The following is a 19,410-nucleotide window of genomic DNA, read 5'->3' as shown; positions in this document are numbered from 1 at the left end:
GGTTGGATAGGGGCTTCCGGCGAAGTATTCCTGTCGGTGAAGGCCGATAGGCTTTCAGTGTGGTGAGATCTGTTGTTGGTCCGGCGAGTTTCCGGCCGAGTCCGGGGTCGATCCCCGATTCACCCGGCGTCTACCGGTTCAGAGACGCCGATGACCGGGTCATCTACGTGGGCAAGGCCAAGAACCTGCGCCAGCGTCTCAATTCCTACTTCGCCGACTTCGCCGGCCTCCACCCGCGCACCCAGACCATGCTCACGACCGCCGTCGACGTCGACTGGACGGTCGTCGGCACCGAGGTCGAGGCGCTCCAGCTCGAATACTCCTGGATCAAGCAGTACGACCCGCGGTTCAACGTCAAATACCGCGACGACAAGTCCTATCCCTACCTCGCGGTCACCATGGGGGAGGAGTTCCCCCGAGTCCAGGTGATGCGGGGCGCCAGGCGTAAGGGGACCCGTTACTTCGGCCCCTACTCCCACGCCTGGGCCATCAGAGAGACGGTCGACCTCCTGCTGCGGGTTTTCCCGATCAGGAGTTGCTCGGCGGGGGTGTTCAGGCGCGCGGGGCAGATCGGCCGGCCCTGCCTGCTGGGTTACATCGACAAGTGCTCGGCGCCCTGCGTCGGCAAGGTCACCGCCGCCGAGCACCGGGAGCTGGCCGACGACTTCTGCGACTTCATGGCGGGTAACACCGGAAGGTTCATGAAGCGGCTGGAGCGTGAGATGCGCCAGGCCGCCGCCGACCAGGAATACGAGAGGGCCGCCCGGCTGCGCGACGACATCCAGGCGCTGCTGCGGGCGATGGAGAAGCAGGCCGTGGTGCTGGGAGAGGGCACCGACTGCGATGTGGTCGCGCTGGCGGAGGATCCGCTGGAGGCGGCGGTCCAGGTGTTCTACGTCCGTGGCGGGCGCATCAGGGGCCAGCGCGGATGGGTGGTCGACAAGGTCGAGGAGGCCGGGCCCGGCGAGCTGGTCGAGCAGTTCCTGCTGCAGATGTACGGCGACGCGACCCCCGAGGCCCTGCCCAGGGAGGTGCTGGTGCCCGTCCTCCCGCCCGACGCGGAGGCGGTCACCGAGCTGCTCAGCGAGCACCGCAGGGCCCGGGTGGAGATCCGTGTCCCGCAGCGTGGAGACAAAAAGACGCTGATGGAGACCGTCTGGCGCAACGCCATGGAGGCGCTGAAGCAGCACAAGCTCAAGCGGGCCAGCGACCTGACCACGCGGAGCAAGGCGTTGCAGGAGATCGCCGACGCGCTGGACCTGGACCAGGTGCCGCTGCGCGTCGAGTGTTACGACGTCTCTCACATCCAGGGCACCGACGTGGTGGCCTCCATGGTGGTGTTCGAGGACGGCCTGGCCCGTAAGAGCGAATACCGCAGGTTCTCCGTCCGCTCCACCGAAGGTGACGTGGCCTCGATATACGAGGTGATCTCGCGCCGGTTCAAGCGTTACCTGGAGGAGCGCTCGGCCACCGGGGAGCTCGACACAGAATCCGCCATGGAAGCGGGCACGGAAGCGGGCACGGAAGCGGGCACGGAAACGGGTAGGGAAACGGGCACGGAAGCCGATGCGGAAGGCCATGCCGGAGCGGGCTTCGACCCGGATACCGGCCGGCCGCGCAAGTTCGCCTACCCCCCCAACCTGGTCGTCGTGGACGGCGGCCCCGCCCAGGCGGCGGCCGCCCAGCGTGCCCTGGACGAGCTGGGCGTGGACGACGTGGCGGTCTGCGGCCTGGCCAAGAGACTGGAGGAGGTCTGGCTCCCGGGAGAGGACCTGCCGGTAATCCTTCCTCGGTCGAGCGAGGCTCTTTACCTCCTGCAGCGTGTCCGTGACGAGGCTCATCGATTCGCCATCACCTACCATCGTTCGAAGCGGTCGAAGAGCGTCAAGGAAAGCGCCCTGGACGAGGTTCCCGGGCTCGGCCCGGCCCGCAGGCAGGCCCTGATCAAGCATTTCGGATCAGTGAAACGGCTACGGGAGGCAACCGCGGCCCAGATCTGCGAGGTTCCCGGGATCGGCCCCGCTACGGCTGAGACGATCGTGTCGGCGTTGAAGGGGGAGAGCTGATGAAAGGAAGAGAGACCGCGTTCGTCATCGTCACCGGTATGTCGGGGGCGGGACGGAGCACCGCGGCCAAGGCACTGGAGGATCTGGGCTGGTTCGTCATCGACAACCTGCCGCCGGGCCTGCTGTTCGCCATGGCCGAGGAGGCGGGGCGGGTCAAACTGGCCGCCGACAAGGTGGCCGCGGTGGTCGACGTGCGCAGCCTGGCTTTCACCACCGACCTGAACGCCGCGATCGAGGAGCTCGACGGCCGCGGTGTCGCCGTACGGGTGGTGTTCCTTGAGGCCAGTGACGAGGAGCTGGTCCGCAGGTTCGAGAACGTCCGCCGGCCGCACCCACTCCAGGGAGAGGGCAGGCTGGTCGACGGGATCGCCCGCGAGCGCGGCATCCTGCGTGAGGTCCGGGCAAACGCCGACCTCGTCATCGACACCTCCAACCTCAATGTCCACGAGCTCCGCGGCAAGATCGTCGCCTTCTTCGGCGGAGAGGACCGGCCGGGCCTGCGGGTCAATGTGGTCTCCTTCGGCTACAAGTACGGCCTGCCCGTCGACGCCGATCTGGTCGTCGACTGCCGGTTCCTGCCCAACCCCCACTGGGTCCCGGAGCTCCGCCCGATGAACGGCCTCGACGCCCCCGTGCGGGAGTACGTTCTCAACCAGGCGGGCGCGAAGGAGCTCCTGGACGCCTACGAGGAGGTGGTCGGCATCATCGCAACCGGTTACACCCGTGAGGGCAAGGGGTATGCCACGCTCGCCGTCGGCTGCACCGGAGGCAAGCACCGCAGTGTCGCCATGGCCGAGCAGATCGGCGGCCGGTTGCGAGACCGGGGCGGTATGGAGGTGCAGGTAAGCCATCGGGATGTGGGCCGGGAGTGATCGAAGATCTCAAGGTCGTCGCGCTGGGGGGAGGCCATGGGCTGTACGCGTCGCTGTCGGCGCTGCGTAGGGTCACCTCCGAGCTGACGGCGGTGGTCACCGTGGCCGACGACGGGGGATCGAGCGGGCGGCTCCGCCGCGAGCTCGGCGTACTGCCACCGGGAGACCTGCGGATGGCGCTGGCCGCACTGTGCGGCGACGACGAGTGGGGGCGGACCTGGAGCGAGGTCGTCCAGCACCGTTTCCGCAGCGAGGGCGACCTGCACGGGCACGCGGTCGGCAATCTGCTGATCGTGGCGTTATGGGAGAAGCTCGGTGACACGGTCGCCGGGCTCGACTGGGTCGGTCGGCTGCTCGGCGCGCACGGACGGGTGCTGCCGATGTCCTCGGTGCCGCTCGACATCGCCGCGGAGGTCGAGCTGGACGGCCGGGTGAGCACCGTGCGCGGCCAGGTGGCCTGCGCGCTCACTCCCGGCCGGGTCCAGGCGATCTCACTGGTCCCCGAGGATCCGCCCGCCTGCCCCGAGGCGGTGCAGGCGGTCCTGGACGCCGACTGGGTGGTCTTCGGTCCCGGCTCATGGTTCACCAGCGTGTTGCCCCATCTCATGGTGCCTCAGCTGGCCGATGCCCTGCACACCACCGAGGCGCGCCGCCTGGTGGCGCTGAACCTGGCGCCGCAGCCGGGGGAGACCGACGGCTTCTCCCCCCAGGAGCATCTGGAGGTGCTGCGTCGGCACGCGCCCTCCCTGGAGATCGACGTCGTGCTCGCCGACGTCGGGGTGATCGAGGACCGGGAGGAGCTGGAGAAGGCGGCGACGGAGTTCGGCGGGCGGCTCGTTCTGGCCGCCGTGGCGGACGAGGACGGCTCGCCGCGGCATGATGCGCAACGTCTTGCCTCCGTCCTGGACGAGATTTTCCGTGAGAAGCGTTGATCCTGGTCAGCGGTGCTCAGGAGTGCGAGAAACTTCTGTGAGCCTGGTTTATCTCGGGCCGCATGAGGTCTGTATGGGGGAGGACGAACGCACATGGCGATGACAGGTGTGGTCAAGGACGAGCTGAGCAGGCTGCCGGTCCTGAAGCCTTGCTGCCGTAAGGCCGAGGTGTCGACGCTTCTGCGGTTCGCGAGCGGACTGCACCTGGTGGGCGGGCGGATCGTGATCGAGGCGGAGCTGGACACCAATGTCACGGCCAGGCGGCTCATCAAGGACATCGGCGAGGTGTTCGGCCACAAGGCGGAGGTGCTCGTCCTGGCCCCCGCGGGACTGCGCAAGGGGTCACGCTACGTGGTGCGCGTCTACCGTGACGGCGAGGCCCTGGCCCGTCAGACCGGGTTGATAGACAACCACGGCCGTCCGGTCCGTGGCCTGCCGCGCCAGGTCGTCGCGGGGGCGACCTGTGACGCCGAGGCGGCCTGGCGCGGGGCTTTCCTGGCGCACGGCTCGCTCACCGAGCCGGGCCGGTCCATGTCGCTGGAGGTCACCTGCCCCGGGCCGGAGGCGGCGCTCGCGCTGGTGGGGTCCGCCCGGCGACTGAAGATCCACGCCAAGGCCCGTGAGGTCCGCGGCGTCGACCGGGTCGTGGTCCGTGACGGCGACGCGATCAGCGCGCTCCTGACCCGGTTGGGCGCCCATGACAGCGTGCTGGCCTGGGAGGAGCGGCGGATGCGCCGCGAGGTGCGGGCGACGGCCAACCGGCTGGCCAACTTCGACGACGCCAACCTGCGCCGCTCGGCCCGGGCCGCGGTCGCCGCGGGGGCCCGGGTCCAGCGCGCCCTTGAGATCCTCGGCGAGGACGCCCCCGAGCATCTGGTGATCGCCGGCCGTCTCCGCGTCGAGCACAAGCAGGCCTCCCTGGAGGAGCTGGGCCAGCTCGCGGACCCGCCGCTGACCAAGGACGCCATCGCCGGACGTATCCGCCGCCTGCTCGCCATGGCCGACAAGCGCGCCCAGGACATCGGCATCCCCAACACCGAGGCGAACCTCACGGTGGACATGCTGGCACCGTAGATCCGCTCACCGACGGACGAGGAGCCGGGAGCCCGCGCGGAGGGCCCGGCTTCTCGCGTGACCGGCTCCGGGCGCGGACGGGGCGGTCCACTCCACGCGCGGAGACAGAGCGGAGACAGCGCGGTCGTGTGCCATGAATTTCTCCGTGTCACCGCAGGTCCTGCGGGTGCTGAAGGTGTCTGAAGTGACGTGTCGGGCACTCGACTTGAATAGTGCAATACGCGCTCCTGGGTGTAGTGAAAACTCACCCCACCCCACCAGTGGTCTACACCAATTTGGGTCCGATAGGGTTCGTGGTTGAGGTTTCAGCCCGCCAAGTCGCCGGTCCGGTGGACCGGCGCACCGACGTACGAGGAGATCGGCACCGTGACCATCCGCGTAGGCGTCAACGGATTCGGCCGCATCGGCCGCAACTTCTGGCGTGCGGTCGCTGCCAGCGGCAAGGACATCGAGATCGTGGCGGTCAACGACCTGACCGACAACGCCACGCTCGCCCACCTGCTCAAGTACGACAGCATCCTCGGCCGTCTGCCGTACGAGGTGAAGAGCACCGCCGACGAGATCGTCGTCGACGGCAAGTCGATCAAGGCCTTCGCCGAGCGCGACCCCGCCAAGCTGCCCTGGGGCGACCTGGGAGTGGACGTCGTGGTGGAGTCGACCGGCTTCTTCACCGACGCCAACAAGGCCCGGGTGCACGCCGACAACGGCGCCAAGAAGGTCATCATCTCGGCTCCGGCCAAGAACGAGGACGTCACCATCGTGATGGGCGTCAACGACGACACGTACGACCCGGCCAACCACACGATCATCTCCAACGCCTCGTGCACCACCAACTGCCTGGCCCCGCTGGCGAAGGTCCTCAACGACACCTTCGGCATCGAGAAGGGCCTGATGACCACCATCCACGCCTACACGCAGGACCAGAACCTGCAGGACGGCCCGCACAGCGACCTGCGCCGCGCCCGCGCCGCCGCGCTGAACATCGTGCCGACCTCCACCGGCGCGGCCAAGGCCATCGGCCTGGTGCTGCCCGAGCTCAAGGGCAGGCTCGACGGTTTCGCGCTGCGCGTGCCGATCCCCACCGGCTCGGCCACCGACCTGACCGTCGAGGTCAGCCGTGAGACCACGGTCGAAGAGGTCAACGCCGCGTTCAAGGCCGCCGCCGAGGGGCCGTTCAAGGGTTACCTGACCTACACCGAGGACCCGATCGTCTCCACCGACATCGTCACCGACCCGTCCTCCTGCATCTTCGACTCCGGCCTGACCAAGGTGATCGGCAACCAGGTCAAGGTCGTCGGCTGGTACGACAACGAGTGGGGCTACTCCAACCGCCTCGGTGACCTCATCGAGCTGGTCGGCGTCGGCCTCTGATGAAGGATCTGTCTGAGTTCGACGTGAAGGGTCGGCGCGTCCTTGTCCGCGCCGACCTCAACGTCCCCCTCGATGGGGACGTCATCACCGACGACGGCCGCATCCGGGCCTCGGTCCCCACGATCAAGGAGCTCGCCGGCAGAGGCGCGCGCGTGATCGTCTGTGCGCACCTCGGCCGCCCGAAGGGCGAGCCCAACCCGAAGTATTCGCTGGCCCCCGTGGCGAAGCGGCTGAGCGAGCTGCTGGGCGCCGAAGTCCCCTTCGCGGCTGACGTGGTCGGGGAGTCGGCCCAGGGCGTCGTGGAGGCACTCCAGGACGGCCAGGTGGCCCTGCTGGAGAACCTGCGGTTCGAGCCGGGCGAGGAGTCCAAGGACGACGCCCGGCGCGGGGCCTTCGCCGAGCGGCTGGCCGCGCTCGCCGAGATCTACGTCGGTGACGGCTTCGGCGCCGTGCACCGCAGGCACGCCAGCGTTTACGACATGCCGCTGCTGCTGCCGCACGCGGCCGGCAGGCTCGTCGTGGCCGAGGTGAAGGTGCTCGAGAAGCTGACGGACGACCTCGCCAGGCCGTACGTCGTGGTGCTCGGCGGCGCCAAGGTCTCCGACAAGCTCGGCGTCATCGGCAACCTGCTCACCAAGGTCGACAGGCTGCTCATCGGCGGCGGCATGGCCTACACCTTCCTGGCCGCCCAGGGCTATGAGGTGGGCCAGTCGCTGCTCCAGGCCGACCAGCTCGACCAGGTGCGCGAGTTCCTCAACGAGGCGACCAAGCGCGGTGTGGAGCTCGTCCTGCCGGTCGACGTGCTGGCGGCCACGGAGTTCGCCGAGGACGCCGAGTACGAGGTGGTCGACGCCACCGCGATCCCGGCCGACCGGCAGGGGCTCGACATCGGCCCGCGCACCCGCGAGCTGTTCGCGGGCAAGCTGGCCGACGCCGAGACGGTGTTCTGGAACGGCCCGATGGGCGTCTTCGAGTTCGAGGCGTTCTCCGGGGGAACCCGGGCCGTCGCCGAGGCGTTGATCCGGTCGGAGGCCTTCACGGTCGTCGGCGGCGGTGACTCGGCCGCGGCCGTGCGCAAGCTCGGCCTTCCCGAGGACGGGTTCTCGCACATCTCCACCGGTGGCGGTGCCAGCCTCGAATACCTGGAAGGCAAGACCCTGCCCGGACTCGTCGCGCTGGAGGCATAGGAGTGGACCGACGCAGTGAGCATCGTGTCGTCCGGGCGTGCCCGCGGCACGACGGCGTGGCGGTAACAGGTGATCCGCAGAGTGGGCGAGGAGCGAGGAGCGACAGGTGAGCACAGCGCGCAAACCGCTCATGGCCGGCAACTGGAAGATGAACCTCAACCACCTTGAGGCCATCGCCCACACCCAGAAGCTGTCGTTCGCACTGAACGACAAGGACTTCGACAGGGTCGAGGTGGCGCTTCTGCCGCCGTTCACCGACATACGCAGCGTGCAGACCCTGGTGGACGGCGACAAGCTGCGATTCGTGTACGGCGGGCAGGACCTGTCGCCGCACGACGGCGGCGCCTACACCGGGGACATCTCCGGAGCGATGCTCGCCAAGCTCGGCTGCACCTTCGTCCTGGTCGGCCACTCCGAGCGCCGGCAGTACCACCACGAGGACGACGACCTGGTCAACGCCAAGGTGCAGGCGGCCTACCGGCATTCGCTCACGCCGATCCTGTGCGTGGGCGAGGGACTGGCGGTCCGCCAGGCGGGCGGTCAGGTGGCCCACAGCGTCTCGCAGCTCGACGGGGCGCTCCGTAAGGTCACCGCCGACCAGGCCAGGTCCATCGTGCTGGCCTATGAGCCGATCTGGGCCATCGGCACCGGCGAGGTGGCCACACCGGCCGACGCGCAGGAGGTCTGCTCGGCGCTGCGTTCTCGACTCGCCGAGCTGTATGACGGCGAGGTGGCCGCCGCTGTCCGTATCCTTTACGGTGGCTCGGTCAAGTCTGACAACATCGCCGGCATCATGGCTCAACCCGATGTGGACGGTGCCCTGGTTGGCGGTGCCAGTATCGATCCGGGTGAGTTCGTCAAGATCTGTCGCTTTGGCGAAATGTCCGGCTGAGTAGGGCCGTTCGGAGGGTACGACTTGACAGTACGTCGTACCCTCTTAGAGCAAGTTTGAATCGTCACGCCACAGGCGTCATACAGGGTCGCGCCCGGACGCGGGCCGCGCGTAAACAGGGAACAGGTCAACGGTGACAATCGGAATCTCCATCGCCCTCATTCTGGCGAGCATGCTGATGGTCCTGCTTGTGTTGCTTCACAAGGGCAAGGGCGGTGGTCTGTCAGATCTGTTCGGTGGCGGTTTCTCGTCGTCGTTCGGAGGCTCCTCGGTCGTGGAGCGCAACCTCGACCGGCTCACCGTCATCACCGGTGTGGTCTGGTTCGTGTGCATCATCGCGCTGGGCCTGCTTCTCAAGCCCTGACCCTTAAGCCCTGACCTGGCTTTTGCGAAGCGTGACAGTGGTTCAGCCCCCCGCATCCAACCGAGCGGCGGGGCCATCGAGCGAGGAGTTCATCCGTGGGTAGTGGCAACGCGATCCGTGGCAGTCGTGTCGGCGCCGGCCCGATGGGGGAGGCGGAGCGTGGCGAGGCGGCTCCCCGGGTAAGGGTGCCGTTCTGGTGCGCGAACATGCATGAGACGCGTCCCAGTTTCGCCAGCGACGCGGCCGTGCCGGAGTTCTGGGACTGCCCCCGGTGTGGTCTCCCGGCAGGTCAGGACGAGGCCAATCCCCCCGCGCCGCCGCGTAACGAGCCATACAAGACGCACCTCGCATACGTGAAGGAGCGTCGCAGCGACAAGGACGGTGCCCAGATCCTGGCTGAGGCTCTGGAGCGGCTGCGCTCCTCCTCGCGCCCGATCTACTAAGCCCGGCATGCCGAAGGCCCCCACAGGCCAGACCTGTGGGGGCCTTCGGCATGCCGGGCTTCAGGGATCGCCGCCCGGATAAGCGGCGAGATTCCATCTGCCGGGGGCTGTAGCCGAGCGTGTCCAGCCTTTTCCTGACACGCTCGACGTCCGATTCCGGGCATCCGGTGCCCGTACGGGCGGAGATCCCTGGCCGGCGCCGCAGCAGGTGATCTCAGATGTCCGCGATTCCACGGCGGTAGGCGTAGGTGACGGCCTGGGCGCGATCACGGGCTCCGATCTTGGCGAAGAGGTTGTCGATGTGGGTCTTGACCGTCGCCTCGCTGATGAACAGGGCGGTGGAGATCTCGGCGTTGGAACGGCCCTGGGCGATGAGACGGAGGACCTCGGCCTCCCGCCGGGTCAGGCCGTCGGGCGGATCGTCCTTCGGCCGGGCCTCACACCGTCCATCCTGGGCATCCTCAGGTCCATCAGCACCACGTCCGGCCGCTCGGCCTCGGCCAGCCGCAGAGCCGCCTCGCCGTCGCCCTCCTCGAAGCTCAGCCGTACGGCCGCCGCCGCTCCGGGAGCATGACGGCCGACGTTGGTGAGGGCCTCCTGGGTGGTACGGATCACCGCGAGCTCGGCCTCGGGGGTGAGACGACGATCGGAGCCGGCCACGGTGAGCACACAGGTCTGGCCGGTCGTGGCGCGGAACTCCTCGGCCAGCAGCTGGAGCGCCACGGGCAGGGGCGGGCTGTCCTCGCGCAGCGCCGACACGGCTCTGCGAGCCTCCTCCAGGCCGGTCTTGGCGAGGTCCCTGGCCCGTTCGACCCGGTCCAGCGCCTCCTCGGCCCGGTCGGCCCGGTCGGCGCGGAGCAGCAGGCGCGCGCCCTCCAGATGCACGATCTGCGCGGACAGGGAGTGCGCCAGGATGTCGTGGATCTCCCTGGCGATCCGCGCCCGCTCGGCGAGCACGGCCCCCCTCTCCTCGGCCTTCCTGGTCGCCCTGCGCTGCCGGACCGCGTAGGCGATCAGGAGGACCACGCAGACGCTGAATCCGAGGCTGAGCTCCTGGTCCCACCGACGGTCGGCCAGGCCCATCAGCAGCAGGCCCGCCAGGGAGAGCAGCCCGACCGGGAGCGAATAGGAGAGCGTATACCTGCCGGCCGCCACCCCGACGGCGAAGAGATCGCCACGATCCGCATGGCGACCGGGATGGTCACAGCCTTCCCGCGAATCATGGTCATACCAGCAAGATACCGAGAGAGCGGGGAGTCTCCCGCCCCGGACCGCCCGCCCTACGGCGTCGCCGGGAGGGGGCGAAGGGCGGGCGGCGGTCACAGACGGAGCCGTGGGGGGAGAGGGGGCCGCGGAGGCGCTGATGGGCCGGGGCGGGCGGATGCGGCCGTGGCTGCGGCTGTCACGATGTCCATACGCTATACGGTAGAAAAACGCATGTCAGGGCGGATCGGCTCGGCGGTGGAGATTCTTCTCTCCACCCGTGGATGGAGTTCGCGGACGTGGGGCGGCCGGTGGAGATCGGCGGTCATCCGCTGCTCCCTCGGAGGGTCGCTCCACGCCCGAAACGGCCATCCGGCGGCAGCCGCGCCGGCCATAAATTGGATCTTCATCTGCACTCCGGGTAGCGTGCGCGGGGCCGTTGAGCGCTTCGGCGCGGCCGGAACGCACGGATGACCGAAATGTTGGAAGGACACTCACCCATATGAACGCCGGAAACCACCGCCCCCTGCGAATGCTCGTCACGGGAGGGGGGACCGGCGGTCACACCTACCCCGCGCTGACCACCATCGCGGCCGTCCGTGAGCAGGCCGCCGCCCGCGGGCTCGACCTTGACGTGCTCTGGGTGGGTACGGCCACCGGCCTGGAGGCCCGCATCGCCGCCGAGCACGGCATCCCGTTCCGGGTGATCAAGGCGGGCAAGCTGCGCCGCTCACCCAGCCCGCGCGAGCTGCTCACCAACCTCGCAGACATGTTCCGGATCCCGGTCGGGATCATGCAGGCGTTCGGTGTCGCCGCCCGTTACCGCCCCGATGTGGTGCTGTCCACGGGAGGGTACGTGTGCGTGCCCCTGGGGGTCGCCTCCCGGATGCTCGGCCGCCCTCTGGTGATGCACGAGCAGATCACCGCGCTGGGCCTGGCCAACCGCATTCTGTCGCGGTTCGCCACCCGGATCGCGCTGACCCACCCGTCGTCGATCGAGCACCTGCCCGCCTCGGCGCGGGAGCGGGCCGTGGTCACCGGTAATCCTGTCCGGCCCCAGCTCCTGAACGGCAACGCCCCATCCGGTCGGTGGCATTTCCGTCTCACGCCCGAGATCCCTCTTGTCTATGTGACCGGCGGAGCCCAGGGAAGCCGTCAGATCAACACCATGGTCGAGGAGATCCTGCCCTCGCTGCTCACCCGGGCCCAGGTGCTCCACCAGTGCGGTCCCGGGTGGATCGGCCAGCTCACGCAGGCCGCCGCGGGGCTGCCGGAGGAGCTCGCGGCGCGCTACCAGCCGGTGCCCTATGTCGGTGACGAACTGGCCCATGTGTACGCCGCCGCCGATGTCGTGGTCTCCCGCAGTGGCGCGGGCACCATCGCCGAGCTGACCGCCGTGGGCAAACCGTCCGTCCTCATTCCCCTGGTGCCGTCCGCGGGAGACGAGCAGCGTCAGAACGCCCGTTACCTGGCCGAGGCGGGAGCGGCCCGGGCGCTCCTCGAAACCGGTCCTCAGGCCGGTCGGCTCCTCGCCGAGCTCGACGCCCTGCTCGCCGACCCGTCCGCCCGCGTCACCATGGCCAAGGCCGCCAGGTCACTCGGCCGGCTCGATGCCGCCGACGCTCTCGCCCGGCTGATCCTCCAGGAGGCCGACATCACCGGTCACGGGTGATCGGTCCGTCGCCTTCCGGGCGGCCGGCGTGCTCTCGCCGTACGGCATGCGTCCGCGCGGTCTCCGGCGCGCCGCGAGAGAGCGAGCCGGTCTCCCGAGCGCCGCGCGGGCCCTACCGTCCGGTGCCGGCGTAGCGGATCCCCACCGGGCGGGTACGGCCCGCCTCGATCGCCGCCCGCTCGTCCGCCTCGGTGATCGAGGTCGGGTCGCGGAAGGCGGTCGCCTTGTCGAAGAGCTCCCATCCCCAGTCGAGGACGAGCCACACAGCGGTCAGCCAACGCTCGTTCGGAGTCATCCGTGCGAGCGTAGCCCGCAGCGCGCTTACCGGCCTCCCACGTCTCCGCCGGTGATCAGTTCCTGGATCGCGGGGGAGTAGCGGTCGGCGAGATCGGCGATGGTGGCCGCGCGTACGGCATCGCCCCTGGCGATGCCGTACATCACGCCGAGCCCCAGCAGCATGCCCACGGCGAGCTCGGCGCGGACCGCGGCGTCCGCCCCGGACAGGCGCCGCGCCAGACGGGAGACGACCTGGCTCTGGAAGTTGGCGCGCAGGGTGTCGCCATGGCCACTGTGGAGCGGTGCGAAGACGATGCGCAGCACGGGGTCGCCGCGCTGTTCGGACTGGCGGGTGAGCGCGTGGACGACCATGTGCCGTCCCAGCTCGTCCAGGGGTGCGTCCAGCAGTGCCTCGGCATCCGCCTCGAAGGTCAGCAGGCGGGCGAAGAGCTGCTCCTTGGTGCCGAAGTACTTCACGACCAGCGGCGCGCTGACCCCGGCCTGCTCGGCGACGGCCTTGAGCGTGATGTCGGTGTAGGAACGCCGGGCGAGCATGGTCCGGGCGGCACGCAGGATCATCTCCTTGGTGGCGTCGGCGTCCCGGCGTCCGGTGCCGGGATCGGCTGTGCTCAGGTGGATCACGCTCCCTCCAGCGCGACGTCCGCCGTGTGCTCCACTCGCGGCCCGGCCTCCGCCGGGGTGTCACGGTGCCGGGGGATGACGAGCGCCATGGCGCAGGCCAGCAGGGCGACCGTACCAGCCATGCCGAACGCGAGCAGGTAGCCGTGCAGTGTGGGCAGCTCGATGCCCCCGTAGAGCGCGCTGTGGTGGGTCAGCACGGCGGCGACGGCCGCGCTGCAGGAGGCCTGCCCCATGGTGCGCATCAGGACGTTCACCCCGTTCGCGGATGCCGTCTGGGCCGCCGGTACGGCGCGCAGGATCAGCGTGGGCAGCGCGGAGTACGCCAGCGCGGTGCCCGCCGAGATCACCGAGGCGCCGATGATGATCATTCCCAGGTGGGTGCTGTCGGCGATGCGGACCACGTAGCCCGCGGCGATGACGGCCGCGCCCGCGGCCAGGGTGATCTTCGCGCCGCGGGCGGCCGAGATGCGGGCGGACACGGGGGAGAGAAACAGCATGATGACGCCGGCGGGCAGCAGGCACAGGCCGGTCTCGAAGACGGACAGGCCCAGCCCGTAACCGGTCGTCGCGGGCGCCTGTACGAGCTGGGCGGTGACCAGGGAGTTCGCGTAGAAGGCGAAGCCGGTGAGTAGGGCGGCCAGATGGGGGAGTGCCACACGCGGCCTGGCGGCCAGCCGGAGGTCCACCAGCGGGTTTCCCGTGCGTAGCTGCTGCGTGCACCAGACGAGCGCCACGATCACGGCGGCCCCGAACAGTCCCAGAACGGCCGGACTGCTCCAGCCCCACTGGCCGCCCTGGGAGACCGCCACCAGCAGGCAGATCATCCAGGTGGCCAGCCCGAGCGCGCCGACGGTGTCGAACCGGCCGGGCGCCCGTACGGGGGACTCCCGTACCGCCCACCATGCGAGCGTCAGTCCGAGAGCACCCAGTCCGGTGGTGACCCAGAACATGACGTGCCAGTTCGCGTGCTCCACGATCAGCGCGGCCAGTGGCAGCCCCAGTGCGGCGCCGATGCCGACCGTCGAGCTCATCAGCGCCACCGCCGACCCGGTCCTGGCCGGAGGCAGCTCGTCGCGGAGGATGCTGATCGACAGGGGGACCACGGCGGCGGCGGCGCCCTGCAGGGCCCTGGCCGCGATGAGCAGCCGGATGTCGGACGTCACCGAGCACACCAGGGAACCGGCCGTCATCAGCCCCAGTGCGAGCAGCAGCACCCGCCGCTTGCCGTACATGTCGCCCGCCCTGCCCAGAACCGGCGTGAGCACGGCTCCGGCCAGAAGCGTGGCCGTGACCATCCAGGACACGCTGACGGCCGAGGCTCCCGTCAGCTGCGGGAGATGTGGCAGCAGTGGCACCACGACCGTCTGCATGAGTGCCATGAGGATCCCGCCGAACGCGAGCACCGGCACGGTCAGGCGTTTCTTCAGCCGTGACCCGGGTGGGGCCGGCACTGGGGTGGCGGGAGCGCCCGAGGGGCTCGGCATGGAGGAGACTCCAGGGAAATGAGGTGAATAACAATTCACTATATTAGGTGAATTGTTATTCACCTCATACTCCGGTGGCGACCGGTCATGGACGAGGACACCCCGCCGGATCCGTTCAAGGACCTGCCGGACTGGGCGGTCGGTGGCGCCGCGGTCCGCGACAGGCCTGTGGCCTGGGTGAACGCGGCCGCCCCGGTCGAGGCGGAGGCGTGGAAGCCACCCCGCGGACGGTACTCGACAGCGGGCTCCTCAGATCACCGGTTCGACGGCCTGTCCGGACGGGCCTCGACCTCGGCCACGACGCGCCAGGTCCTGCGTCCTCCCCGGTGCCGTCTCATATGTGGACTGTCTGCTGCGGCGGAGGCGGAACATCCGTAATATACGGACCTTTCCGATACATACGTGATGGGGGAGTCAGCAGTGACGATCGGTGGGACCAGCCTTACACGGCGTCGTTTCCTGCAGGCGGGGGCCGGAGCCGTTCCCGCCCTGGCGCTGGATCCGGGACTGGCGCGGGCGGCCACGACACCGGCGACCACCGGGGTCGTCCCGGCCTCGCTGGCCGGTTTCGACAGCATGATGAAGAAGTACGTCACGGAGCGCCAGATCGACTGTGCCCAGCTCGCGGTGGCACGCAAGGGCAAGATCCTGCTGGCGCGCGGCTACGGGGGATACTCGATCCGAGACGCGCAGAACCAGCCGGTCTACAGGCTCGTGCAGCCGACCTCGCTGCTCCGCGTCGCCAGCCTCAGCAAGCACATCACGTCGGCCGCGATCATGAGGCTGGTCCAGGACGGCAAGCTCAGCCTGTCCACCCCGGTCACCACGCTGCTCGGGCTCTCGACGCAGGCCGATCCCCGGCTCGCGAAGGTCACCGTGCTGAGGCTGATGCAGCATCTGGGCGGATGGGACAGGGACGCCTCGAAGGACCCGCTCTGGCTGGACCACACGATCTCCACGGTGCTCGACGTGCCTTTGCCGATCAGCCATGCCAACATCATGCGCTACACCACGGACCGGCCGCTCGACTTCGACCCCGGCTCCAAGATGGTCTACAGCAACTACGGCTACATGCTGCTCGGCCGGATCATCGAGAAGGTCTCCGGCACGACCTACGAGTCCTACATCAAGCAGAAGCTCCTCGCTCCCGCCGGCATCACCAGGATGCGGCTGGGCCGCAGCCTCCGGGCGGAGTCGCCCGCGAGCGAGGTGAACTACACCTCCAAGTACACCAACAAATCCGTGGTGGACGACTCGGGCACCGTCGTGCCGTACCCCTACGGCGGTTTCAGCATGCCCAACCAGGACGCCAACGGTGGCTGGACGGCCTCGGCGGTCGACCTGGTGAAGTTCGCCATGGTCTTCGACGCCGCCGGCCCGATCCTGAACGCCACCTCGATCGCCAAGCTGTTCGCCAAGCCCGAGATCGGAGTCAACGGCAACGGATCATGGTACGGCGGCGGCTGGTGGGTCCGGACCTCGGGCAGCGGCATCAACACCTGGCACAACGGGTCGATGCCCGGCACGTTCAGCTTCCTGGCCCGGCTGAGCAACGGCGTCTCCTACTGCGCCGTGTTCAACCGCCGGGAGGAGGAGGGCTCACCCGACTTCGACTCGATCGACCCGCTGCTCGGACAGGCGGCGGGCGCGGTGACCTCCTGGCCGACGACCGACCTCACCTCCCGATACTTCTGACCGCTCCGCAGGGACCGGACACCGCCGCGCGTTCCCGGCACCCAGTGCCGGAGCCGGAGCCGGCGTGCCCCACCGCATATCGGCGCTGGTCATTGCCGTAGGACCGACGCTGTAAGTCTGTGATCTTGGACGCGGTTGGTTCATGCCGTCTCCCGACCGGCGGTCAGCAGCAGGTACGGGTCGATTGCACGGGTGAGGCGGCCTTGGCCGCTGGAGGAGTGGCGGTGTTCGCCTTCTGGTCCGAGGCGATACGGCCGCGCAGCATGGTCTCCATGACCTTCATGAAGCGCTGTGCCCCGGAATGTCCGACGATGAACGGGTTCCTGGGTCCCGCAGACCCGCTGCGCAGCTCCTCCATGCGCTCCAGGCCGTGGTCGCAGAGCCCGTGGTTGTTCAGCTCAACGTCCACACCTGCCCGCCTCATCCGGGAGGCGAAGGCGAGCACAGAGGAGAGATGGGCCCGCTTGTCCGCGGTCGCGGCGGGCGGGTTGGTCCCACCCCACAACATCGCGGTGTGCCGCCGCCCTTTCCGCCGCACCGGGAAGATCGACGAGACGGTGCCCGGTGTGTGTCCGGGCGTGGGTTCTGTCCCATGGTATTCGGCTCTGTCCCGTATTCGGTGGTGGCGCTGCGTGACCGTTACTGCAGAAGAATGCGGTGGCGGAGTAGGTCAAACCCGGCCCTGCCGTGCATCTGACGCATGATTCTCTTCGTTCGCGTGTTGACGCCTTCGGTTCGGCCGTTGTGATGCGGCAGGGTGAGGCCGGCGTTCACCGCGTCGCGGTCGAGCTCGAGGCCATTGGCGAAGCCGTGCAGGTGGGGTAGGTCAGCGGCCCGGGCGACGGTGATCCAGGTGGTGAGCTTGGCGTCGTTGCCCTCAGTCGGGGTGAGGAGTTCGGCGAAGGCACGGACCAGGCGGACGAGCTCGGCCAGTTCGGGGCAAGCAGCCGTGAGTTCCCGCAGTAGCCGGGTGTCGCCTTCCCGCAGCTTGTCGGGGCGGGTGAGCAGGAGCCGAGCGAGACGGCGTGGGGTGATGACGGGCCGGTCCCCCTCGGCTCGGCCCTGGGTGATGTAGCGGTAGAGCAGGTTGAGGCTGCCCGTGTAACCGAGTTCCTTGATCTCGCGGAACAGCTGGAGGACCGGGACGGCCGGCTCGGCGGCGCGCCGCTCCCGCAGGTGATCGCGATAAGGATCAACGAGGGTGGGCCGGTAGCGCGGAGCGCGGCGCAGCGCCTCGGGCTCACGGGTGCGGGCGTAGCGCTTGACGGTGTTCAAAGACAGATTGAGACGGCGTGCGCATTCCAGCAGGCCGACGCCCTTGTCCAGCAAGTCGTGGATCTGCTGCCAGCGTTCGCGGGTGGTCTGCTCCCGGACACCGGCAGGCCGAGCCGGGTTGACCGTGGCCCAGCAGGAGCTGTGGGAGCGGACCTCGGCGAGGGTCTTGTCGCAGAGGTTCTTCCACACATGCCACCTGTCGCTGACCTGCACCGCGTCGGGCAACGCCCTTCGTATCGCCTCGCCGTAGGCACCCGAACCGTCCCGGCAGACGATCTCCACTCCGGGGTGGGTACGCAGCCACGCCTCAAGGGCGTCGGCACCGCCGCCCGACTGGGCCGACCTCGCGATCCGCGCCGGCGAGCAGGTGCTCGCCGAGGCGGTCAGAGCGGCCACCGAATCCCGGCCGGAGGCCCGCGTGACGACCGAGCTGATCGAAGGGTCACCGGCCAGGACTCTGCGTGACCAGACCGGCGAGGCCACCGAACTCGTGATCGGCAGTCGCGGCCTGGGGGGCTTCGCCGGAGCCCTGCTGGGCTCGAAGGTCCTTCATGTGGCCGGTCACGCGCCTGGCGCCGTCGTGGTCGTCAGAGCGGACGCCGACAAGCCGTACGGTGAGATCGTCGTGGGCGTCGACGATTCCGCCGAAGGCGAGACCGTGCTGGCCTATGCCTTCGAGCAGGCCAGGCTGCGTGGCTGCGTGCTGCGCGCCGTCCACGCCTGGCGGCCGCCGGGGCCCGGTCTCGTGCCGGAGTTCCCCTACGAGGTGGAGAAGGTCCACCGGTTCCACCAGCACATGGTGAGAGACAGGCTCGCCGCCTGGCCGGAGAAGTTCCCCGAGGTGGAAGTGGTGGAGGACGTTCAGAGCGCTCACCCCGTCCAAGCTCTCACCGACGCGTCCACCAGGGCCGATCTGGTTGTGGTGGGTTCGCGGGGCAGGGGCGCGGTCGGTTCGGTGGTGCTGGGCTCCGTCAGCCGCGGCGTGCTGCACCATGCCCACTGCCCGGTGGCGGTGATCCGGTCCTGAACGCCGGGCTCACGCGCGAGCCCGGCGAGTCGCCTCGTGAGTCGTCAACTGCCCGCTCACGTCCATCGTCGCTGTTCGACGGAGGAAGAAAACCGCATGATCGTCGTTGGAGTCGTGGGCGCACAACGGCGCAGCGAGGTGGTCGTCGGGGCCGGCGGTTCGCCGGGCGGTGCCGTCGTGATCGAGTTCGCGTTCGCCGAGCCGACCTACGTGACGCCGACCTGCACGCCGTCCACGTCTGGTTCGCGACCAAGCCCGAGTCGGCCTGGCGCATGGTCGTCCGAGCTCTGGACGCAGGTGCGGCCATGAAATGGATGCTGCTGACGATCCTTGGCAGATGCGGTGCGTGGCCGGACGCGGGCCAAACCTGCAGTGGTTACCTCGTGGAGCACCATGGGTTCAGGCTGCTCGTCGGCCTTGGGTATGCGACGATGCCGCGGCTGCTGGAACGGGTCACCGCCGATCAGGTCGACGCGGTGTTCATCAGCCACGAACATCCCGATCACTGCGCCGACCTGAACCCGCTCTTGCGGGCGCGTGCATTTCGTGATGACCCGCCGGCGCCGTTGCCGGTGTACTCGCTGCCCGGCGCGCTGGATGCGATACTCGCGCTGGACCGCCCGGGGATGCTGACCGACGCCTACGTCCTGCACGAGTTCACCGCCGGCAGCCGGTTCGACATCTGGCCTGCGGTGGCGAGCACTCGATGGACCGCCTTGCCCGCATACGACATCCGGCACGAGAGCAGGAAGCACTTCACCTGCTCGCCCGCGACCCGGACTGCCACGTCCCCGAAGTCGACCTCAGCTTCGACTCCCGGCAGATGCGGCTGGGGGACGAACGCCTGCGGCGGATCCCGCCCCGACTCCACCCGGATCCCGTCCCGGCGGCGAGCGACATTGGCACGGACGATCTGATACGACACCTCAGCAGCC

21 protein-coding genes and 1 pseudogene are annotated in these 19,410 nt (G+C 69.1%); 15 read left to right on the top strand and 7 right to left on the bottom strand.

What is annotated here, in order from left to right; all coding sequences use genetic code 11:
* Positions 1-62: 62 nt before the first annotated feature.
* From uvrC to FHR32_RS32085, 9 genes are all read left to right on the top strand, one after another.
* Entirely contained in the window at positions 63-2,066 is a 2,004-nt protein-coding gene (gene uvrC, locus FHR32_RS32125) for an excinuclease ABC subunit UvrC (protein WP_184758272.1), read from the top strand.
* Positions 2,066-2,938 carry an RNase adapter RapZ gene (gene rapZ, locus FHR32_RS32120; RefSeq protein WP_184758271.1) on the top strand — a complete coding sequence of 291 codons (873 nt, stop codon included), beginning with the start codon at positions 2,066-2,068 and terminating at the stop codon, positions 2,936-2,938. The genes uvrC and rapZ overlap by 1 nt, the downstream gene beginning before the upstream one ends.
* Complete coding sequence (locus FHR32_RS32115; RefSeq protein WP_184758270.1) at positions 2,935-3,870, top strand: gluconeogenesis factor YvcK family protein; 936 nt, start codon at positions 2,935-2,937, stop codon at positions 3,868-3,870. Before rapZ ends, FHR32_RS32115 begins: the two co-directional genes overlap by 4 nt.
* Positions 3,871-3,963: 93 nt before the next feature.
* Positions 3,964-4,944, top strand: a complete 981-nt coding sequence (gene whiA, locus FHR32_RS32110; RefSeq protein WP_184758269.1) for a DNA-binding protein WhiA — start codon at positions 3,964-3,966, stop codon at positions 4,942-4,944.
* Between the two features lie 366 nt (positions 4,945-5,310).
* A complete protein-coding gene (gap, locus tag FHR32_RS32105; RefSeq protein WP_184758651.1) occupies positions 5,311-6,315 on the top strand; it encodes a type I glyceraldehyde-3-phosphate dehydrogenase in 1,005 nt (334 codons plus the stop codon).
* Complete coding sequence (locus tag FHR32_RS32100) at positions 6,315-7,502, top strand: phosphoglycerate kinase (protein WP_184758268.1); 1,188 nt, start codon at positions 6,315-6,317, stop codon at positions 7,500-7,502. The genes gap and FHR32_RS32100 overlap by 1 nt, the downstream gene beginning before the upstream one ends.
* Before the next feature lie 130 nt (positions 7,503-7,632).
* The gene (tpiA, locus tag FHR32_RS32095; protein WP_221466575.1) at positions 7,633-8,394 is read left to right on the top strand and encodes a triose-phosphate isomerase; all 762 of its coding nucleotides are present in this window, start codon (positions 7,633-7,635) and stop codon (positions 8,392-8,394) included.
* 133 nt (positions 8,395-8,527) lie between these two features.
* A complete protein-coding gene (gene secG / locus FHR32_RS32090) occupies positions 8,528-8,758 on the top strand; it encodes a preprotein translocase subunit SecG (RefSeq protein WP_184758266.1) in 231 nt (76 codons plus the stop codon).
* Positions 8,759-8,853: 95 nt separating this feature from the next.
* Positions 8,854-9,201, top strand: coding sequence for an RNA polymerase-binding protein RbpA (locus FHR32_RS32085; protein WP_012892502.1), 348 nt, complete (start codon positions 8,854-8,856; stop codon positions 9,199-9,201).
* 214 nt (positions 9,202-9,415) lie between these two features.
* Here the strand turns inward: FHR32_RS32085 and FHR32_RS44995 are convergent, their stop codons facing one another.
* Together FHR32_RS44995 and FHR32_RS44990 are read right to left on the bottom strand one after the other, a co-directional pair.
* Complete coding sequence (locus tag FHR32_RS44995; RefSeq protein WP_312882830.1) at positions 9,416-9,574, bottom strand: response regulator transcription factor; 159 nt, start codon at positions 9,572-9,574, stop codon at positions 9,416-9,418.
* A 29-nt stretch (positions 9,575-9,603) separates the two neighbouring features.
* Positions 9,604-10,356, bottom strand: a complete 753-nt coding sequence (locus tag FHR32_RS44990) for a histidine kinase (RefSeq protein WP_312882801.1) — start codon at positions 10,354-10,356, stop codon at positions 9,604-9,606.
* Positions 10,357-10,906: 550 nt separating this feature from the next.
* Between FHR32_RS44990 and murG the strand changes: the two genes are divergently transcribed.
* Entirely contained in the window at positions 10,907-12,076 is a 1,170-nt protein-coding gene (gene murG / locus FHR32_RS32075) for an undecaprenyldiphospho-muramoylpentapeptide beta-N-acetylglucosaminyltransferase (RefSeq protein ID WP_184758265.1), read from the top strand.
* 112 nt (positions 12,077-12,188) lie between these two features.
* On the opposite strand, the gene FHR32_RS32070 is transcribed toward murG, so the two are convergent.
* The 3 genes from FHR32_RS32070 to FHR32_RS32060 are packed head-to-tail and all read right to left on the bottom strand — an operon-like array spanning position 12,189 to position 14,478.
* Positions 12,189-12,371: a hypothetical protein gene (locus FHR32_RS32070; protein WP_184758264.1), complete on the bottom strand. Its 183-nt coding sequence runs from the start codon at positions 12,369-12,371 to the stop codon at positions 12,189-12,191.
* A 26-nt stretch (positions 12,372-12,397) separates the two neighbouring features.
* Positions 12,398-12,994: a TetR/AcrR family transcriptional regulator gene (locus tag FHR32_RS32065; protein ID WP_221466479.1), complete on the bottom strand. Its 597-nt coding sequence runs from the start codon at positions 12,992-12,994 to the stop codon at positions 12,398-12,400.
* The gene (locus FHR32_RS32060; protein WP_184758263.1) at positions 12,991-14,478 is read right to left on the bottom strand and encodes an MFS transporter; all 1,488 of its coding nucleotides are present in this window, start codon (positions 14,476-14,478) and stop codon (positions 12,991-12,993) included. The genes FHR32_RS32065 and FHR32_RS32060 overlap by 4 nt, the downstream gene beginning before the upstream one ends.
* 87 nt (positions 14,479-14,565) lie before the next feature.
* Between FHR32_RS32060 and FHR32_RS32055 the strand changes: the two genes are divergently transcribed.
* Complete coding sequence (locus FHR32_RS32055) at positions 14,566-14,856, top strand: hypothetical protein (protein WP_184758262.1); 291 nt, start codon at positions 14,566-14,568, stop codon at positions 14,854-14,856.
* 42 nt (positions 14,857-14,898) lie between these two features.
* Positions 14,899-16,173, top strand: coding sequence for a serine hydrolase domain-containing protein (locus FHR32_RS32050; RefSeq protein ID WP_312882800.1), 1,275 nt, complete (start codon positions 14,899-14,901; stop codon positions 16,171-16,173).
* Between the two features lie 163 nt (positions 16,174-16,336).
* Here FHR32_RS32050 and FHR32_RS32045 read toward each other — a convergent pair whose 3' ends face one another.
* Both FHR32_RS32045 and FHR32_RS32040 read right to left on the bottom strand, forming a co-directional pair.
* A complete protein-coding gene (locus FHR32_RS32045) occupies positions 16,337-16,582 on the bottom strand; it encodes a hypothetical protein (RefSeq protein WP_184758260.1) in 246 nt (81 codons plus the stop codon).
* Positions 16,583-16,812: 230 nt separating this feature from the next.
* Positions 16,813-17,778: pseudogene (locus FHR32_RS32040) on the bottom strand (ISL3 family transposase); the annotation flags it as partial.
* Between the two features lie 37 nt (positions 17,779-17,815).
* Here FHR32_RS32040 and FHR32_RS46855 point away from each other — a divergent pair.
* From FHR32_RS46855 to FHR32_RS44985, 3 genes are all read left to right on the top strand, one after another.
* Complete coding sequence (locus tag FHR32_RS46855) at positions 17,816-18,475, top strand: universal stress protein (RefSeq protein ID WP_312882799.1); 660 nt, start codon at positions 17,816-17,818, stop codon at positions 18,473-18,475.
* Between the two features lie 96 nt (positions 18,476-18,571).
* The gene (locus FHR32_RS32030) at positions 18,572-18,784 is read left to right on the top strand and encodes a hypothetical protein (RefSeq protein WP_184758259.1); all 213 of its coding nucleotides are present in this window, start codon (positions 18,572-18,574) and stop codon (positions 18,782-18,784) included.
* Complete coding sequence (locus tag FHR32_RS44985) at positions 18,781-19,392, top strand: MBL fold metallo-hydrolase (RefSeq protein WP_246468049.1); 612 nt, start codon at positions 18,781-18,783, stop codon at positions 19,390-19,392. Before FHR32_RS32030 ends, FHR32_RS44985 begins: the two co-directional genes overlap by 4 nt.
* Positions 19,393-19,410: the final 18 nt, after the last annotated feature.

Source organism: Streptosporangium album (assembly GCF_014203795.1).
Classification (GTDB): domain Bacteria; phylum Actinomycetota; class Actinomycetes; order Streptosporangiales; family Streptosporangiaceae; genus Streptosporangium; species Streptosporangium album.
Note: the sequence above shows the minus strand (reverse complement) of the source record. Positions and strands in the feature narration are given on the sequence as shown.